The 16,753-nt window shown below is 61.0% G+C and carries 13 protein-coding genes; 6 read left to right on the forward strand and 7 right to left on the reverse strand.

Features of this window, described 5'->3' with window-relative positions; translation table 11 throughout:
- Positions 1-2: 2 nt before the first annotated feature.
- From pilQ to ACM6I6_RS21660, 5 genes are read right to left on the reverse strand one after another with little or no spacing between them, the layout of a single operon-like run.
- Positions 3-2,048, reverse strand: a complete 2,046-nt coding sequence (gene pilQ, locus ACM6I6_RS21640; protein ID WP_414920686.1) for a type IV pilus secretin PilQ — start codon at positions 2,046-2,048, stop codon at positions 3-5.
- Positions 2,049-2,061: 13 nt separating this feature from the next.
- A complete protein-coding gene (locus ACM6I6_RS21645; protein WP_414920687.1) occupies positions 2,062-2,586 on the reverse strand; it encodes a pilus assembly protein PilP in 525 nt (174 codons plus the stop codon).
- Positions 2,586-3,206 (reverse strand): type 4a pilus biogenesis protein PilO, encoded by a 621-nt coding sequence (locus ACM6I6_RS21650; RefSeq protein WP_414920688.1) that lies wholly within the window; start codon positions 3,204-3,206, stop codon positions 2,586-2,588. The genes ACM6I6_RS21645 and ACM6I6_RS21650 overlap by 1 nt, the downstream gene beginning before the upstream one ends.
- On the reverse strand, positions 3,203-3,769 hold the full coding sequence (locus ACM6I6_RS21655) for a PilN domain-containing protein (RefSeq protein WP_414920689.1): 567 nt from the start codon (positions 3,767-3,769) through the stop codon (positions 3,203-3,205). The genes ACM6I6_RS21650 and ACM6I6_RS21655 overlap by 4 nt, the downstream gene beginning before the upstream one ends.
- Entirely contained in the window at positions 3,769-4,830 is a 1,062-nt protein-coding gene (locus ACM6I6_RS21660; RefSeq protein WP_274076098.1) for a pilus assembly protein PilM, read from the reverse strand. Before ACM6I6_RS21660 ends, ACM6I6_RS21655 begins: the two co-directional genes overlap by 1 nt.
- Before the next feature lie 214 nt (positions 4,831-5,044).
- Between ACM6I6_RS21660 and ACM6I6_RS21665 the strand changes: the two genes are divergently transcribed.
- The gene (locus ACM6I6_RS21665) at positions 5,045-7,486 is read left to right on the forward strand and encodes a penicillin-binding protein 1A (RefSeq protein WP_406592755.1); all 2,442 of its coding nucleotides are present in this window, start codon (positions 5,045-5,047) and stop codon (positions 7,484-7,486) included.
- A 223-nt stretch (positions 7,487-7,709) separates the two neighbouring features.
- On the opposite strand, the gene ACM6I6_RS21670 is transcribed toward ACM6I6_RS21665, so the two are convergent.
- Both ACM6I6_RS21670 and rpmE read right to left on the reverse strand, forming a co-directional pair.
- Positions 7,710-8,978 (reverse strand): malic enzyme-like NAD(P)-binding protein, encoded by a 1,269-nt coding sequence (locus ACM6I6_RS21670; RefSeq protein WP_323606487.1) that lies wholly within the window; start codon positions 8,976-8,978, stop codon positions 7,710-7,712.
- 286 nt (positions 8,979-9,264) lie between these two features.
- Positions 9,265-9,483 (reverse strand): 50S ribosomal protein L31, encoded by a 219-nt coding sequence (rpmE, locus tag ACM6I6_RS21675; protein WP_008047849.1) that lies wholly within the window; start codon positions 9,481-9,483, stop codon positions 9,265-9,267.
- Between the two features lie 200 nt (positions 9,484-9,683).
- On the opposite strand from rpmE, the gene ACM6I6_RS21680 reads away from it, so the two are divergent.
- From ACM6I6_RS21680 to hslU, 5 genes are all read left to right on the forward strand, one after another.
- The gene (locus tag ACM6I6_RS21680; RefSeq protein ID WP_414920690.1) at positions 9,684-11,903 is read left to right on the forward strand and encodes a primosomal protein N'; all 2,220 of its coding nucleotides are present in this window, start codon (positions 9,684-9,686) and stop codon (positions 11,901-11,903) included.
- Positions 11,904-12,141: 238 nt separating this feature from the next.
- A complete protein-coding gene (argS, locus tag ACM6I6_RS21685) occupies positions 12,142-13,878 on the forward strand; it encodes an arginine--tRNA ligase (protein ID WP_414920691.1) in 1,737 nt (578 codons plus the stop codon).
- 1 nt (position 13,879) lies between these two features.
- Positions 13,880-14,587, forward strand: a complete 708-nt coding sequence (locus ACM6I6_RS21690; RefSeq protein ID WP_046816952.1) for an SPOR domain-containing protein — start codon at positions 13,880-13,882, stop codon at positions 14,585-14,587.
- A 233-nt stretch (positions 14,588-14,820) separates the two neighbouring features.
- Entirely contained in the window at positions 14,821-15,357 is a 537-nt protein-coding gene (gene hslV, locus ACM6I6_RS21695; RefSeq protein WP_274076103.1) for an ATP-dependent protease subunit HslV, read from the forward strand.
- A 48-nt stretch (positions 15,358-15,405) separates the two neighbouring features.
- Positions 15,406-16,743: an HslU--HslV peptidase ATPase subunit gene (gene hslU, locus ACM6I6_RS21700; protein WP_274076104.1), complete on the forward strand. Its 1,338-nt coding sequence runs from the start codon at positions 15,406-15,408 to the stop codon at positions 16,741-16,743.
- The last annotated feature ends 10 nt before the right edge of the window (positions 16,744-16,753 follow it).

Here is a 16,753-nt window from a genome sequence, read left to right on the forward strand (position 1 = left end):
AATCAACGACTCACAGCAATCGCCTGGTTATTCATGATACGCGGAGTGAGAAACACCAACAGCTCGGATTTTTTCTCCGAAACCACGTCGCGCCGGAAAAGGCGGCCAAGATACGGCACATCGCCAAGAAATGGCACCTTATCTACAACCTTGCTCTGAGTATTTGAGAAAACACCGCCAATGACGATGGTCTCGCCATCGTTGACCAGGACCTTGGCGTTGACCTCGTTTTTCTTGATCGGCGGCACATCCTGGACCTTGTTCAGGTAGTCCGGCTCATCCTTGGTGACCTTGACCTCCATGATGATCCGGTTGTCCGGCGTGATCTGCGGCGTCACCTCCAGCGACAGCGACGCCTCCTTGAACGAGACCGAGGTTGCGCCGCTGGAGCTGGCTTCCTGGTAGGGAATCTCGGTGCCCTTGAGGATCTTCGCGGTCTCCTTGTCGGAGGTGACCACCTTGGGTTGCGAGACGATTTCGCCGTTACCGGTCTTTTCCATGGCCGTCAATTCAAGGTCCAGCAAGACGTTGTCGGTGATGAAGGCAATGCCAATGCCCGAAGTGTTGTTGGCGACCCCCAGGTCGACGAACGGCGAGCTGGCGCTGCTGTCGTTGGCGCCGTTACCGACCCCGGAGGCATTCCAGTTGCCTTTCTTGATCGCGCCACCCCAGCGCACGCCGAGGCTCTTGTCATAATCTACGTTGGCTTCGACGATGCGCGCCTCGATCATCACCTGACGCACCGGGATATCCAGCTGCGCAACGATTCGCCGCAGTTCGTCGAGACGGTCCTGGGTCTGGTAGGCAATGATGTTGTTGGTGCGCTCATCGACGGTGATCGATCCCCGTTCGTCGGCTTTCGCCTCGGCACTGGTCACCGACTGGAATAGTTTGGCGATATCGGCCGCCTTGGCGTAATTGACCTGCAAAAGCTCCCGACGCAGCGGCGCCAGGTCGGCAATCTGCTTCTGCGACTCCAGCTCCTGACGTTCACGGGCCGCAATTTCGTCGGCTGGCGCGACGAGCAGCACATTACCCACCTTGCGCTTGTCCAGGCCCTTGGTTTTCAGCACCAGGTCCAGTGCCTGGTCCCAGGGTACATTTTGCAGGCGCAGGGTAATGCCCCCCTGCACCGTGTCACTGGCGACCAGATTGAGGTTGGTGAAATCGGCGATCAGTTGCAGCACTGAGCGCACGTCGATGTCCTGGAAATTCAGCGAGAGCTTTTCACCGGTGTAGGCATTGCGGTCGGTGTTGCGCTTTTGCAGGTCGTCGACCGTCATCGGGCGGACGCTGACGGTCAGCTTGTTGTCGGTCTGATAGGTTGAGTAATCGAAGGCGCCGCCGGGTTCAATGGTGATCGTCGCCTTATCCCCGCTGGCACTGGCATTGACGAACTGAACCGGGGTGGCGAAATCCTTGACGTCCAGGCGTACGCGCAATGGCTCGGGCAATCGGGTTCTGGCAAATCCGAGAATGATCTTGCCTTCGCGTTCCTGAATATCCGGTGCAATGGACGGGTCCGACAGATCGATCACGACATTGCCTTCGCCCTGGGTACCACGCTGGAAATCCACTGCACGAATGGCCTTGCTCGCCGGCGCAACCGCGCGCTTGGGCGCCGGAACCGGGACGGCGGTAGCGGCCGCCCGCGGGCTCGGGCTTTTGCCACCCTGCCCGACCACGACAAAGAGGTTGTTGCCTTCGACCCGGAAGTCATAGGGGCTCAGCTGGTTCAGATTGATGATCAGCCGCGCACGGTCCTTGGCCTCCACCACCGTCGCGCTGCGGGCATTGCCATTGCCCAGGTCGCGAGTCTTGCTCGCCAGCTGACTGACCACGCCGGGAAGATCCAGGGCAATCCTGGCGGGAGATTCCGTGGTGTAGCCACGGGGCGCCGGGGGTGGTTCGTCGAACACCAGCTTCAACTCGACGCGATCTCCCGGCAACGCGGCGACATCCAGCGTCTTGAGGGTGGCCGCTTGTACCATCGGCGACAGCAACGCTATCCATAGCGATACTCCGAGGGCGGAGAAAATCCTGTTCATCGTACGGGTTCCACTATGAATGCTCTTTCAAAGGTAGGGTCCGCGGTCGCTCCAGCCAGGCACCTTCGCCGTCGGGAACGATTTCCACCACATCGACTTGCGAACCGCTGATGGCGACAATCCGGCCATCGTTACGCCCCAGGTAATCACCGACTTTCAGCCGATGCACCCCACCGGCGCCGCGCAACAGGGCAAAGGAGCCCGTGGCATTGGAGAGGGTGCCGACCATTTCAAACTGCTCGATATTGAAGCCCTCGAGGTACTGCTTTACCCGGTTGGGGTCCGGCTGGACATAACGCGCCCCCTGCTTGAGTGCCAGATCGACTTTGATCTGCCGGGAAAACGGGCTGCGCAGGTTGGCGGCGTTATAGGTGAATGTGGGGTAAGACCGGAATGTCGGCGTTGGTTCAATCTTGCCCGGTGCCCGCAGGCGCATTTCGTTCATGTAGGCGTCCAGGTCACTGACATCATCGCCGCCGCCACAGCCCGCCAATACGACCATCAACATCACCGACGAAAAACCACGAAGCCGGCTCATCATTGCAGCCCCTTGTCGTTGTAACGGTAGGTCTTGGCCAGGATGCTCATGCGTAACTTCGGACCGGCGTCGGGATTGATCGGCGCCAGGTCGAAATCATGCAGGGTGACGATACGCGGCAATCCGGCCACGCCACTGACGAAAGTGGCCAGGTCGTGATAGGCGCCGGTGACCGTGATCTGGATCGGCAACTCGATGTAGAACGGCTGGGAGACCTCCGGCAGCAGCTTGATCTCTTCGAACTCCAGGCCACTGCCCAGCCCCGTTCGCGTGATGTCTTCCAGCAAGCCGGGGACTTCGGTGTCGCTGGGCAGTTGCCGTAACAGTACGCCGAAGGAGTTTTCCATCTCCTTCATCTGCTGGGTGTAGAGCTGCAGATTCGCCGCCATGTGGGATTTGCTGGCAAATTGCTCCTTGAGGGTAGATTCCTCCTCGCGCTTGAGTTCGAGCTGATGTTCCAGCTCGCTCGTGGAAAAGTTGTAGCCGATCGACAGCACAAGGATCGCGACCACAATGCCCATCAGGAATTTGATCGCGGGCGGCCAGGAACCCATGTTGCTGCTGTCCAGCTCGTTGATGTCGATCCGGCGCAACCCTTCGATCCATTCGGACGGACTCATTCGCTGTCCTCCCCAGCCGCAGGCTGGGTCTGACGAACGGTCAACTGAAAAACGTTGGTCTGGTCGACTTGCCCCGCGGTCGTCGCCTTGACTTCAGTGAGGCTGGGCGCATCGAACCAGTCGGACTGGTCCAAGTTACGCATCAGGTCTGAAACACGGTTGTTCGATTGCGCCGCACCGGTGATGGACAATGTCTTGCCGGCCATTTTGACTTCAGTGAAATACACGCCATCGGGCAAGGTCCGCGCCAGCTGATCAAAAATCCGCCCGCTGATCGGGCGATTGCCCTGCAGATCCTGGATGATGCGCATACGCTCGACCAATTGCTGACGACGAGCCTTGAGATCACTGATCTGCTTGATCCGCTCGTCGACCACGGCGATCTGCTTGCCGATGTAATCGTTACGCGCAATCTGCCGCTCGATAGCGCTGCTGATGACCTGGTTGGCCATGAGCAATGCACCTGCCGATCCCACCAGCACACCCACCAACACCAGGAGAAAGCGCTTGCGCCGCTGCTCACGCCGCTCTTCGCGCCAGGGTAATAGATTGATCCGGGCCATCAGTCGAAACTCCTGAGGGCCAGCCCGCAGGCAATCATCAGCGCGGGCGCATCGCTGGCCAGGGCCGCGGCGTTGACCTTGCTGCTCAAGGTCATGTCGGCAAACGGGTTGGCCACCCGGGTCGGCGTACCCAATTGCTGCTCGATCAACTGGTCCAGACCGGACACCGACGCGGTCCCGCCCACCAGCAGTATGTGGTCGACCGCGGTGTAATGGCCCGAAGCAAAGAAGAACTGCAACGAACGCGACACTTGCTGCACCAGGGCCTCACGAAACGGCTGCAACACAACGCTGACATAATCGTCCGGCAAACCGCCCTGCTTCTTCGCCAGGCCGGCCTGCTCGACGGTCAGGCCGTATCGGCGCTGAATGTCCTCGGTGAGCTGGCGGCCACCAAACAATTGCTCGCGGGTGTAGATGATCCGCCCGTCATGCAGCACGCTCAGGGTGGTCATGGTTGCTCCAACATCGACCACCGCCACCAGTCGCCCTTGCAAGCCCCCTCCCTGGCTCTTCAGCAAGCTGAACGATCGCTCCAGGGCATAGGCCTCGACGTCGACCACGCGCGCAGTCAGGCCCGCCAGGGCCAGGGCTGCCTCACGGATTTCGACGTTTTCCTTGCGACAGGCGGCCAGCAACACGTTGACCCGCTCAGGATTGCGCACTGACGCGCCCTGGACTTCGAAATCGATGGCCACTTCGTCCAGCGGATAAGGAATGTACTGATCGGCCTCGATCTTCAGCTGGTCTTCCATCTCGTCGTCGGAAAGGCCGGCATCCATCTCGATGGTCTTGGTGATCACCGCCGAACCGGCCACGGCCACGGCAACGCCCTTGAGACTGGTGCGAGCCTTGGCCAGCACACGCGTCAAGGCCTGGCCCACGCCATCGAGCTCGGCGATATTTTTCTCGATGACCACACTGGGGGGTAACGACTCGACCGCGTAGGCTTCGACACGATAGCCATTGCCCTGCCGGCTCAGCTCCAGCAGCTTCACCGATGTCGAGCTGATATCGATGCCCAGGAGCGACCTGGCCTTTTTATTGAAGAGTCCTGGCACTACCAATTTCCCTATGACTTTCCGTGTGTTACGGACTCCATAACGGGGGTTGCGTTCAAACCACCCGTCTTGACAGCAGCGCAAATAACGCCATGGACGGAAAAATGCTTATAATGCCCAGCGTTTTTTTCCGCTTTTTCTCAAGCGCGGGTCGTTCGCCTTTAGCCTGAACCCTGATGCCAAATTCATTTTTTACCCTGGATGTCCAAAAGCCTTGATTCGTCTGCTGAAATTTTTCGGTTGGTCCATCGTCGCCGTATTCTGCGGACTGCTTCTGGGTCTGAGTGGGGCGTTTCTTTACCTTAGTCCCGGATTACCGTCCGTAGAGGCACTGAGAAGCATCCAGTTGCAGATCCCTTTGCGGGTCTACAGCAGCGATAACAAGTTGATCGCAGAATTCGGCGAAATGCGCCGCACACCGATCCGTTTCGCCGACATTCCCCCCAACTTCATTAATGCGTTACTAAGTGCTGAAGACGACAACTTCGCCAACCATTACGGCGTCGATCCCAGCAGCCTGATGCGTGCCGCCACGCAACTGGTGAAAAGCGGCCATATCCAGTCCGGCGGCAGCACTATCACCATGCAGGTGGCAAAAAACTTCTTCCTGACCAGCGAACGCAGCTTCTCGCGCAAAACCACCGAGATCCTCCTGGCCCTGCAGATCGAACGACAGCTGACCAAGGACGAAATCCTCGAGCTCTACGTCAACAAGATCTATTTGGGCAACCGTGCCTACGGCATCGAAGCGGCGGCGCAGGTGTATTACGGCAAGTCGATTCGCGACATCAGCCTGGCGCAGATGGCGATGATCGCCGGCCTGCCCAAGGCTCCTTCACGCTTCAACCCGCTGGCCAATCCGGCCCGCAGCAAGGAGCGTCGCGACTGGATCCTGGGGCGCATGTACAAGCTGGGCAAGATCAGCGAAGCCGACTACACCACCGCCGTCAACGAGCCCCTGAACGCCAGCTATCACGTGCCGACGCCGGAAGTGAACGCGCCCTACATCGCCGAGATGGCCCGCGCCGAAATGGTCGGTCGCTATGGCAGCGATGCATACACCGAAGGTTTCCGCGTTACCACCACGGTGCCGAGCAACCTTCAGGAAATGGCCAACACCGCCGTCCACGAAGGCTTGATGACCTATGACCAGCGTCATGGCTATCGGGGCCCCGAGTCCCGCCTGCCGGGCAAGACGCGCGAGGCGTGGGCAACCGAACTGACCAAGCAACGCACCATCAGCGGCCTTGAACCGGCCATCGTCACCCAGGTCGACAAGAGCGGCCTGCAGGTGCTGACCCGCACCGGCAGCGAACACGTTGGCTGGGACAGCATGAAATGGGCTCGCCCGTTCCTGAACACCAACAGCATGGGCGCCAATCCGAAACAACCGTCGGACGTAGCCCAGGTCGGCGACCTGATTCGCGTGCAGCGCCAGGCGGACAACTCGCTGAAATTCAGCCAGATCCCCCAGGCCCAGGGCGCACTGGTCTCCCTTGACCCGCAAAACGGCGCCATCCGCTCACTGGTCGGCGGTTTCGCCTTTGAGCAGAGCAACTACAACCGCGCCCTTCAGGCCAAGCGCCAGCCGGGTTCGAGCTTCAAGCCGTTCGTCTACAGCGCGGCACTGGATAACGGCTACACCGCCTCCAGCCTGGTGAACGACGCACCGATCGTGTTTGTCGACGAGTACCTGGACAAGGTCTGGCGTCCGAAAAACGATACCAACACCTTCCTCGGCCCGATCCGCCTGCGCGAAGCGCTCTACAAGTCGCGCAACCTGGTTTCGATCCGCCTGCTACAGGCGATGGGCGTTGGCAAGACCATCGACTACATCAGCCGCTTTGGCTTCAACAAGCAGGACCTGCCGCCCAACCTGTCCCTGGCCCTGGGTACCGCGACCCTGACGCCGATGGAAATCGCCACGGGCTGGAGCACCTTCGCCAACGGCGGCTACAAGATCACCCCGTACATCATCGACAAGATCGAAAGCCGCAACGGCGACACGCTGTTCGTCGCCAACCCGCCCAGCGTGCCAAAAGGCGCTGTCGCGACCGACGGTATCGCCGCACCTGCCGCCGAAGCCTTTACGGTCAATGCAACACCTGGCCAGGCGCCGGGCGAGCAATCGGCAGCGCAAACGCCTGCCGTGGCTGAGCGCATTGTCGATGGACGGACAACCTACATCCTCAACAGCATGCTCGAAGACGTGATCAAGCTCGGTACTGGCCGTCGCGCGCTGGCCCTGGGTCGTGGCGACATCGCCGGCAAGACCGGCACCACCAACGAGTCCAAGGACGCCTGGTTCTCCGGCTACAACGCCGATTACGTCACCACCGTCTGGACCGGCTTCGACCAGCCCGAAAGCCTGGGTCGCAAGGAGTTTGGCGGTACCGTCGCCCTGCCGATCTGGATGAACTACATGGGGGCTGCGCTCAAAGACATGCCGCCACACACCCAGCCAGAGCCGGAAGGCATCCTCAGCCTGCGGGTAGACCCTGTCAGTGGCCGTGCAGCCACTCCAGGCACGCCAGGGGCCTACTTCGAACTGTTCAAGGTCGAAGATACGCCGCCGACGGGCAATGAGCTGGGCAACGGCAATGCGCCAGGCAGCCCGCTGCCGGCGGATGAAGCGGCACCGATCGATTTGTTCTGATCGCAGGACCAACAGAAAGCCCCGCTCTTCTTCAGAAAGCGGGGCTTCTTTTTACCCGGGCTTCCTGCCAGACCATCGCCAGCAGGCTGGCTCCCACAGGGAACGCATTCCAATGTGGGAGCTAGCCTGCTGGCGATGGCCTGACAGACAATACAAAACCATCAGGCATAAAAAAGCCCCGACTTTCACAAGCCGGGGCTTTTGGTTGAAGCGCTACAACGACTTAGCCGTTGAACACGTCATCCACGCTTTTCAGCGGGTAGTTCTTCGGATACGGCAGGGTTGCAACGCCGGTCTCGATTGCAGCCTTGGCCACGGCATCGGAGATCACGGTGATCAGGCGAGCGTCCATTGGTTTCGGAATGATGTACTCACGACCGAATTCCAGCGCGATGCCGCCGTACGCGTCGCACACTTCCTGAGGCACTGGCAGCTTGGCCAGTTCGCGCAGGGCGTTGGCCGCAGCCACTTTCATCTCTTCGTTGATGCGCTTGGCGCGAACGTCCAGGGCGCCACGGAAGATGAACGGGAAGCCCAGGACGTTGTTGACCTGGTTCGGGTAGTCCGAACGGCCGGTGGCCATGATCACGTCGTCACGGGTGGCGTGCGCCAGCTCCGGGGAGATTTCCGGATCCGGGTTCGAGCAAGCGAACACGATCGGGTTGGCTGCCATGGACTTCAGGCCTTCCGGGCTCAGCAGGTTCGGGCCAGACAGGCCGACGAACACGTCTGCGCCTTGCAGGGCGTCTGCCAGGGTGCGCTTGTCGGTCGCGTGAGCGAAGACGGCCTTGTACTGGTTCAGGTCGTCACGGCCGGAGTGAATCACGCCGGTACGGTCGACCATGTAGATGTTTTCGATGTTGGCGCCCATGCTCACCAGCAATTTCATGCAGGAGATGGCGGCCGCACCGGCACCCAGGCAGACGATCTTGGCGTCAGCCAGGGTTTTGCCGGCGATTTCCAGGGCGTTGATCATGCCGGCCGCGGTCACGATGGCGGTGCCGTGCTGGTCGTCGTGGAATACCGGGATGTCGCACTGCTCGATCAGGGCACGTTCGATCTCAAAGCACTCAGGTGCCTTGATGTCTTCCAGGTTAATGCCACCGAAGGTGATGGAGATGCGCTTGACGGTGTCGATGAAGGCTTGCGGGCTTTCGGAGTCGACTTCGATGTCGAAAACGTCGATGCCGGCGAAGCGCTTGAACAGCACGCCCTTACCTTCCATCACTGGCTTGGAAGCCAATGGGCCGAGGTTACCCAGGCCCAGAATCGCGGTGCCATCGGAAATGACTGCAACCAGGTTGCCTTTACCGGTGTACTTGTAGGCCAGCTCAGGATCGCGGGCGATCTCGCGTACTGGTTCAGCTACGCCGGGGCTGTAGGCCAGCGACAGGTCGCGGGCGGTAGCGGTGGCCTTGGTGAGCTCGACACTCAGCTTCCCTGGACGAGGATTGGCGTGATATTCGAGAGCGGCAGTTTTCAGATCAGACATTTTGGCATTCCGCTTTTACTGTTGGACAGACTGGTCAGCGAGGATACGCGCCTGGCAAAATCCCCACAAGACTGACCGGTCACCCCTGTCAAGCGCCCGCCCCTACGACTTTGGGCCAAGAGCCACGGAACACAAGGGATAGACTGTTCACAATCCCCTTAAAAAATGTCTACAATATTTTGAGATTGGCCCGTGCAGCCAAATCACAGACACAAAAAAGGCGTCCCGGGGGACGCCTTTTTCATCAGCATGGCAAAACAGTGACGTTTTCCCAGGTTGATCGGCCTTAGGCCTTTTTCGCACCGAAAGCACCGAAACGGTCTGCGAAGCGCTGAACGCGGCCGCCAGTGTCCAGAGTCTTCTGCTTACCGGTGTAGAACGGGTGGCATTCGTTGCAAACGTCGATCGCCAGGGCTTTGCCGAAGGTCGAACGGGTTTCGAACTTGTTGCCGCAGCTGCAGGTAACAGCAACTGCTGGGTATTCTGGATGGATATCAGCTTTCATGGTGTTTTCCTCAGGCTAGCGTGCCGCCACCCAACACTATTGTTGAATACCGCACGTAATTAGGCCGCGGATTCTACCAGACAATGCCAATCACGCAAGCTGTCCCTCAAACCGGTCGTCTGCTAGGCTCCCGACCCAAAGCGCGATCCTTGTGGTTATGTGTCAAACCCTTCATTGCCTGTTAATCGAGACTCCCCCGCGTGCCCGACGCCATTCTGCGCCTCGCCTTGCCTTCGCCCCTGCGCCGCCTGTTCGACTACCGGGCGCCGGCCGGCGTGCTGCGTGCGCAATTGCACCCCGGCATGCGCTTGCGGGTGCCGTTTGGCCGGCGGGAGATGATCGGGATCCTGGTGGAAGTCACCGACACCAGCGAAGTGCCGGCGGAAAAACTCAAGCCCGCCCTCGCACTGCTCGATGCCACGCCGCCGTTGCCGCCCGCGCTGTTCAAGCTGTGCCTGTGGACCTCGCAGTACTACCAGCACAGCCTCGGCGACACGTTGAGTTGGGCGCTGCCGGTATTGCTGCGCCAGGGCGAACTGGCCGAGGCGCGCCAGGAGCGCTTCTGGTCCGCCGCACCAGGCGCCAGCCTCGACGATCCGCGAATCGCCCGTGCCCCACGCCAGCGCGAAGCCCTGGCAACGCTGGCCCAGCACCCCCACGGCGTCGCCCATCAGTTGCTGAGCAAGCTGATGCTAAGCAAGGACAGCCTCGATCTGTTGCTGGCCAAGGAACTGGTCCAGGTCGAAATCCGCAGGCACGCCCCTGGCGCCCGCCACGAACACTGGCTGGCCCAACCCGAACTGCCACTCAATCCGGAACAGCGGGCAGCCTATGAAGCCATTCGCGCCGGGTTCGACAGTTACCACGCGTTCCTCCTCGCCGGCGTCACCGGCAGCGGCAAGACCGAAGTCTATCTGCAACTGATCCGCGAAACCCTGGAGGCCGGCAAGCAGGCGCTGGTGCTGATCCCGGAAATCAACCTCGGCCCGCAGACCCTGGCGCGCTTCGAGCAGCGTTTCAACGCGCGCATCGCGCTGATTCACTCGGCGGTCAATGATCGCGAACGCCTCGAAGCCTGGCTCGCCGCCCGCGACGGCGAAGCCGATATCATAATCGGCACCCGCTCGGCGCTGTTCACGCCGATGAAAAACCCGGGGCTGATCATCATCGACGAAGAGCACGACGGCTCCTATAAACAGCAGGAAGGCTTGCGTTACCACGCACGCGACCTGGCGCTGGTACGGGCTCGCCAGGAAAGCATCCCGATTGTCCTGGGCTCCGCCACGCCCTCCCTGGAAAGCCTGCACAACGCCTACACCGGCCGCTATGGCCTGCTGCGGCTGAACGAACGCGCGGGCGGCGCCAAGCAACCACGCTTCCTGCGCCTGGATGTGAAAAGCCGTCCACTGGACAGCGGCATCTCCGGGCCCATGCAACAAGCCATCGGCCAGACACTCGCTGCCGGCCAGCAGGTGCTGGTATTCCTCAACCGCCGCGGATTTGCGCCGACCCTGCTGTGTCACGACTGCGGCTGGATGTCCGAGTGCCAACGCTGCGATGCACGCATGACCGTCCACCAGCGCTACGGCGAGCTGCGCTGCCACCACTGCGGCTATGTCGAACGCGTGCCGCGCCAGTGCCCCAAGTGCAACAAGGTCGACTTGCGCCCCGTGGGGGCCGGTACCGAACGGGCCGAGGAACGCCTGGGGATCCTGTTCCCGGACTATCCGGTGCTGCGGGTCGACCGCGACAGCACTTCGCGCAAGGACGCGATGAACCAGTTGTTCGCGACCATCCAGAAAGGCCAGCCCTGCATTTTGGTCGGCACGCAGATGCTCGCCAAGGGCCACCACTTTCCACGGGTAACCCTGGTCTCGATCCTGGATGCCGATGGCGGGCTGTTCTCCGGCGACTTCCGCGCCAGCGAGCGCATGGCGCAACTGATTGTCCAGGTCGCCGGTCGAGCAGGCCGGGCGGAAGAGCCGGGCAAGGTGATCATCCAGACACACCTGGCCGACCATCCGCTGCTGGTGCAATTGACCGAACAGGGTTACTTCGCCTTTGCCGAGCAGGCCTTGAGCGAGCGGCGAGCGGCGGGATTGCCGCCGTTTGCGCATCTGGCGCTGCTGCGGGCCGAGGCGCACAAGCCGGGCCAGGCCGAAGGCTTTCTGGATGAAGCGTGCAGCGAGGCCGAACGCCTGCTGGCCGAACAGAATCTGACCGGCATCGAACTGCTGGGGCCGGTGCCGGCGCCGATGGAGCGTCGAGCCGGACGTTATCGTGCGCAGTTGTTGTTGCAGGCTACGGCAAGGGCGCCGCTGCATCGGTTGCTTGCCAGTTGGTTGCTGGTTTTGGAGCAAATGCCGAGTGGGCGGGCGGTGCGTTGGTCGCTCGATGTGGATCCCGTCGATTTGTATTGATTTTGAGATCGCATTCGCGAGCAAGCCCGCTCCCACATGGGTTTTGTGCCTGACACATAAGGTATGAACACCGCAGATTCATTGTGGGAGCGGGCTTGCTCGCGAAGGGGGCCTAATTGTTACCACATATCCACAACCTGCCTGCTAAGGTTGGCAAGCCCGCCCCGGCAACGGATAATGCCCAGTTTTTCCACCAGCGCACGATGCGCCGCCGCGCCAGCGGTCGAAAGAGAAGACCATGAAAGACACCATTCGCCAGCTGATCCAACAAGCCATCACCCAACTCGTCAACGAAGGTGTGTTGCCTGAAGGCCTGTCGCCGGCGATCCAGGTGGAGAACTCCCGCGACAAGAAGAACGGCGACTTCGCCAGCAACATCGCCATGATGCTGGCCAAACCGGCCGGCATGAAGCCGCGCGACCTGGCGGAAAAAATCATTGCCGCGCTGCCAGCTGACGAAAACGTCTCCAAGGCCGAAATCGCAGGTCCAGGCTTCCTGAACTTCTTCCAGAACACCGACGCCCTGGCTTCGCGCCTGGACGCCGCCCTGGCCGACGCCAACATCGGCGTGCGCAAGGCCGGCCCGGTCCAGCGCACCGTGGTCGACCTGTCGGCCCCTAACCTGGCCAAAGAAATGCACGTCGGCCACTTGCGCTCGACCATCATTGGCGACGGCGTGGCCCGCGTGCTCGAATTCCTCGGCGACGAAGTGATCCGACAGAACCACGTCGGCGACTGGGGCACCCAGTTCGGCATGCTGATGGCGTACCTGCAGGAAAACCCGATCACCAGCGACGAGCTGTCGGACCTGGAAAACTTCTACCGCGCCGCCAAGCAACGCTTCGATGAATCCGAAGAATTCGCCGACCGCGCCCGTGGCCTGGTGGTCAAGTTGCAGGCCGGCGATGCCGATTGCCTGGCACTGTGGACCAAGTTCAAGGACATCTCGCTGTCCCACTGCCAGAAGATCTACGAACTGCTGAACGTCAAGCTGACCATGGCCGACGTGATGGGCGAAAGCGCCTACAACGACGACCTGATCAACGTGGTCAACGACCTCAAGGCCGCCGGCATGCTGGTCGAGAGCAACGGCGCCCTGTGCGTGTTCCTCGACGAGTTCAAGAACGCCGATGGCGACCCGCTGCCGGTGATCATCGTCAAGGCCGACGGCGGCTACCTCTATGCCACCACCGACCTGGCTGCCGTGCGCTACCGCAGCGGCAAGCTCAAGGCCGACCGCGCGCTGTACTTCGTCGACCAGCGTCAGGCCCTGCACTTCCAGCAGGTGTTCGCCGTGGCCCGCAAGGCCGGTTTCGTGACCCATCCGATGGAAATGGAACACATGGGCTTCGGCACCATGAACGGCGCTGACGGCCGTCCGTTCAAGACCCGTGATGGCGGCACCGTGAAGCTGATCGACCTGCTGACCGAAGCCCAGGAACGCGCCTACACCCTGGTCAAGGACAAGAACCCTCAACTGGCTGAAGCAGAGCTGCGCAACATCGCCAGGGTTGTGGGCATAGGGGCGGTGAAATACGCCGACCTGTCCAAGCACCGCACCAGCGACTACAGCTTCAACTTCGACCTGATGCTGAACTTCGAAGGCAATACCGCGCCCTACCTGCTGTACGCCTACACCCGCGTGGCTGGCGTGTTCCGCAAACTCGGCAAGGACTTCAGCGAAGTCGAAGGCCAGATCGTGCTCGAAGCAGCGCACGAACACGAACTGGCGGCAAAACTCGCGCAGTTTGGCGAAGTGCTGAACAATGTGGCCGAGAAAGGCACGCCGCACATCCTCTGCACCTACCTGTATGACGTCGCCGGCCTGTTCTCCAGCTTCTACGAGAACTGCCCGATCCTCGCCGCCGACACCCCGGCGCAAATGCAGAGCCGCCTGCGCCTCGCCGCGCTGACCGGTCGCACTCTCAAGCAAGGCCTGGAACTCTTGGGCCTGGAAACTCTGGAGCGTATGTAAGTTGGCTGCCAAGAAAAAACCTGCACCCAAGCGTGGCGCCAGCCGTTACCAAGCTCCAGCGAAGCAACCGATCCCGGGTTGGCTGTGGATGGCCATCGGCCTGACGGTCGGTGCATTCATCGTGTTCCTGATGAAACTGGAGCCGGGCAAGGGCAGCGACACGGTCAAGCGCGAGAAGGTGGAACAGCAACAGAAAGCCACCAAGATCGCCGAGGCCAACAAGACCCCGCCGAGCCCGACGCAACCGGTGAAGCCGAAATACGACTTCTACACTTTGCTGCCGGAATCGGAAGTCATCGTGCCGCCGGACGCCGTACCGGAGAAAACCCTGCCGACGCCGCAAGTGCCTGCGATTCCGACGACACCGGTTACACCGGCGGAAGCGGCGAAGATCGATACGGCGCGCGCCCAGGCTGCTTTGTCCGGAATTACTCCGCCACCTGCGCCACCGGTCAAGGCTGCGCCGGTGACGAAGTTTTTCCTGCAGGCGGGCTCCTTCCGCAAAGAGACTGATGCGGACAAGGTTCGCGCGCAGATCATTCTGCTGGGGCAGGCTGTGGCGGTTGAATCCGGCACGGTGAAGGACGAGACCTGGTATCGGGTGCTGGTTGGACCGTTCAGCAATCGAGAGCAACTGACCACTGCGCAGAAACAATTGGCGGGCGCAGGCTTCAGCAATTTGTTGTTACAACAACGCCAGAGTCGCTGATTCCGTCAGAAACACCGCATCATCGTTCATCGCCAGCAGGCTGGCTCCCACAGGGTTGGCGCAGCCCTCTGTGGGAGCCAGCCTGCTGGCGATGGCATCATGTACAACACCACATGTCCCCGTTTGACAAACACCGCCCGTCCCCTCCCGCGCCCCACAGTTGAAATCCACTCCACCACCCCCATATGAATGGGCATAAGGCATTTTCGCCCCGCAGCGTGGAGACTCTTCCCTTGACCACCATCGTTTCAGTTCGCCGCCACGGCAAAGTCGTCATGGGCGGCGACGGCCAGGTTTCCCTTGGCAATACCGTGATGAAAGGCAACGCGAAAAAAGTTCGTCGCCTGTACCACGGCCAGGTCATTGCCGGTTTTGCCGGCGCCACCGCTGACGCCTTTACCCTCTTCGAACGCTTCGAGGGCCAGCTTGAAAAGCACCAGGGTCACCTGGTACGCGCCGCTGTCGAGCTCGCCAAGGAATGGCGCACCGACCGCACCCTGAGCCGCCTGGAAGCCATGCTCGCGGTCGCCAACAAAGACGCCTCCCTGATCATCACCGGCAACGGCGACGTGGTCGAGCCTGAAAACGGCCTGATCGCCATGGGTTCCGGTGGCGCCTACGCCCAGGCGGCCGCCAGCGCACTGCTGAAAAAAACCGACCTGTCGGCCCGGGAAATCGTCGAAACCGCCCTCGGCATTGCCGGCGACATCTGTGTATTCACCAACCACACCCAGACCATTGAGGAGCAGGACTGCGCCGAGCAAGCCTGATTCGGCCCCGTGCCACGGCTCATTCTTGCTTGAGGTCCTTTGAATATTATGTCCATGACTCCCCGTGAAATCGTCCACGAACTCAATCGCCACATCATCGGCCAGGACGATGCCAAGCGCGCCGTCGCCATTGCCCTGCGCAACCGCTGGCGCCGCATGCAGCTGCCAGAAGAGCTGCGCGTTGAAGTAACGCCAAAGAACATCCTGATGATCGGCCCGACCGGTGTCGGTAAAACCGAGATCGCCCGTCGCCTGGCCAAACTGGCCAACGCGCCGTTCATCAAGGTCGAAGCGACCAAGTTTACCGAAGTCGGCTATGTCGGCCGCGACGTCGAATCGATCATTCGTGACCTGGCCGATGCCGCGATCAAGCTGCTGCGCGAGCAGGAAATCGTCAAGGTTCGCCACCGCGCCGAAGACGCCGCCGAAGAGCGCATCCTTGATGCCCTGCTGCCACCGGCACGCATGGGCTTCAGCAACGACGATACCCCGTCTGCCGATTCCAACACCCGCCAGCTGTTCCGCAAGCGCCTGCGTGAAGGCCAGCTGGATGACAAGGAGATCGAGATCGAAGTCGCCGAAATGGCCGGCGTCGATATTTCCGCGCCACCGGGCATGGAAGAAATGACCAACCAGCTGCAAAGCCTGTTTGCCAACATGGGCAAGGGCAAGAAAAAAGCCCGCAAGCTCAAGGTCAAGGAAGCGCTCAAGCTGGTGCGCGACGAAGAAGCCGGCCGCCTGGTCAACGATGAAGAGTTGAAGGCCAAGGCCCTGGAAGCGGTCGAGCAGCACGGCATCGTGTTCATCGACGAAATCGACAAGGTCGCCAAGCGTGGTAATTCCGGCGGCGTCGATGTGTCCCGTGAAGGCGTGCAGCGCGACCTGCTGCCGCTGATCGAAGGCTGCACCGTCAACACCAAGCTGGGCATGGTCAAGACCGACCACATCCTGTTCATCGCCTCCGGTGCGTTCCATCTGAGCAAGCCGAGCGACCTGGTGCCCGAGCTGCAAGGCCGACTGCCGATCCGCGTCGAACTCAAGGCCCTGAGCCCTGAAGATTTCGAGCGCATCCTCAGCGAACCGCATGCCTCGCTCACCGAACAATATTGCGCGCTGCTGAAAACCGAAGGCCTGGGTATCGAGTTCCTGCCGAGCGGCATCAAGCGCATCGCCGAGATCGCCTGGCAGGTCAACGAGAAAACCGAAAACATCGGTGCCCGTCGCCTGCACACCTTGCTTGAACGCCTGCTGGAAGAAGTGTCTTTCAGTGCCGGCGACCTGGCCAGCGTGCATGACGACAAGGTGATCCAGATCGACGCCGACTACGTCAACAGCCACCTGGGCGAATTGGCACAGAACGAAGACCTGTCCCGTTATATCCTGTAAGTCATACTTG

Origin of the sequence: Pseudomonas sp. IT-P218, from assembly GCF_949767605.1 — a bacterium.
In the GTDB taxonomy this organism is placed as follows: domain Bacteria; phylum Pseudomonadota; class Gammaproteobacteria; order Pseudomonadales; family Pseudomonadaceae; genus Aquipseudomonas; species Aquipseudomonas putida_AE.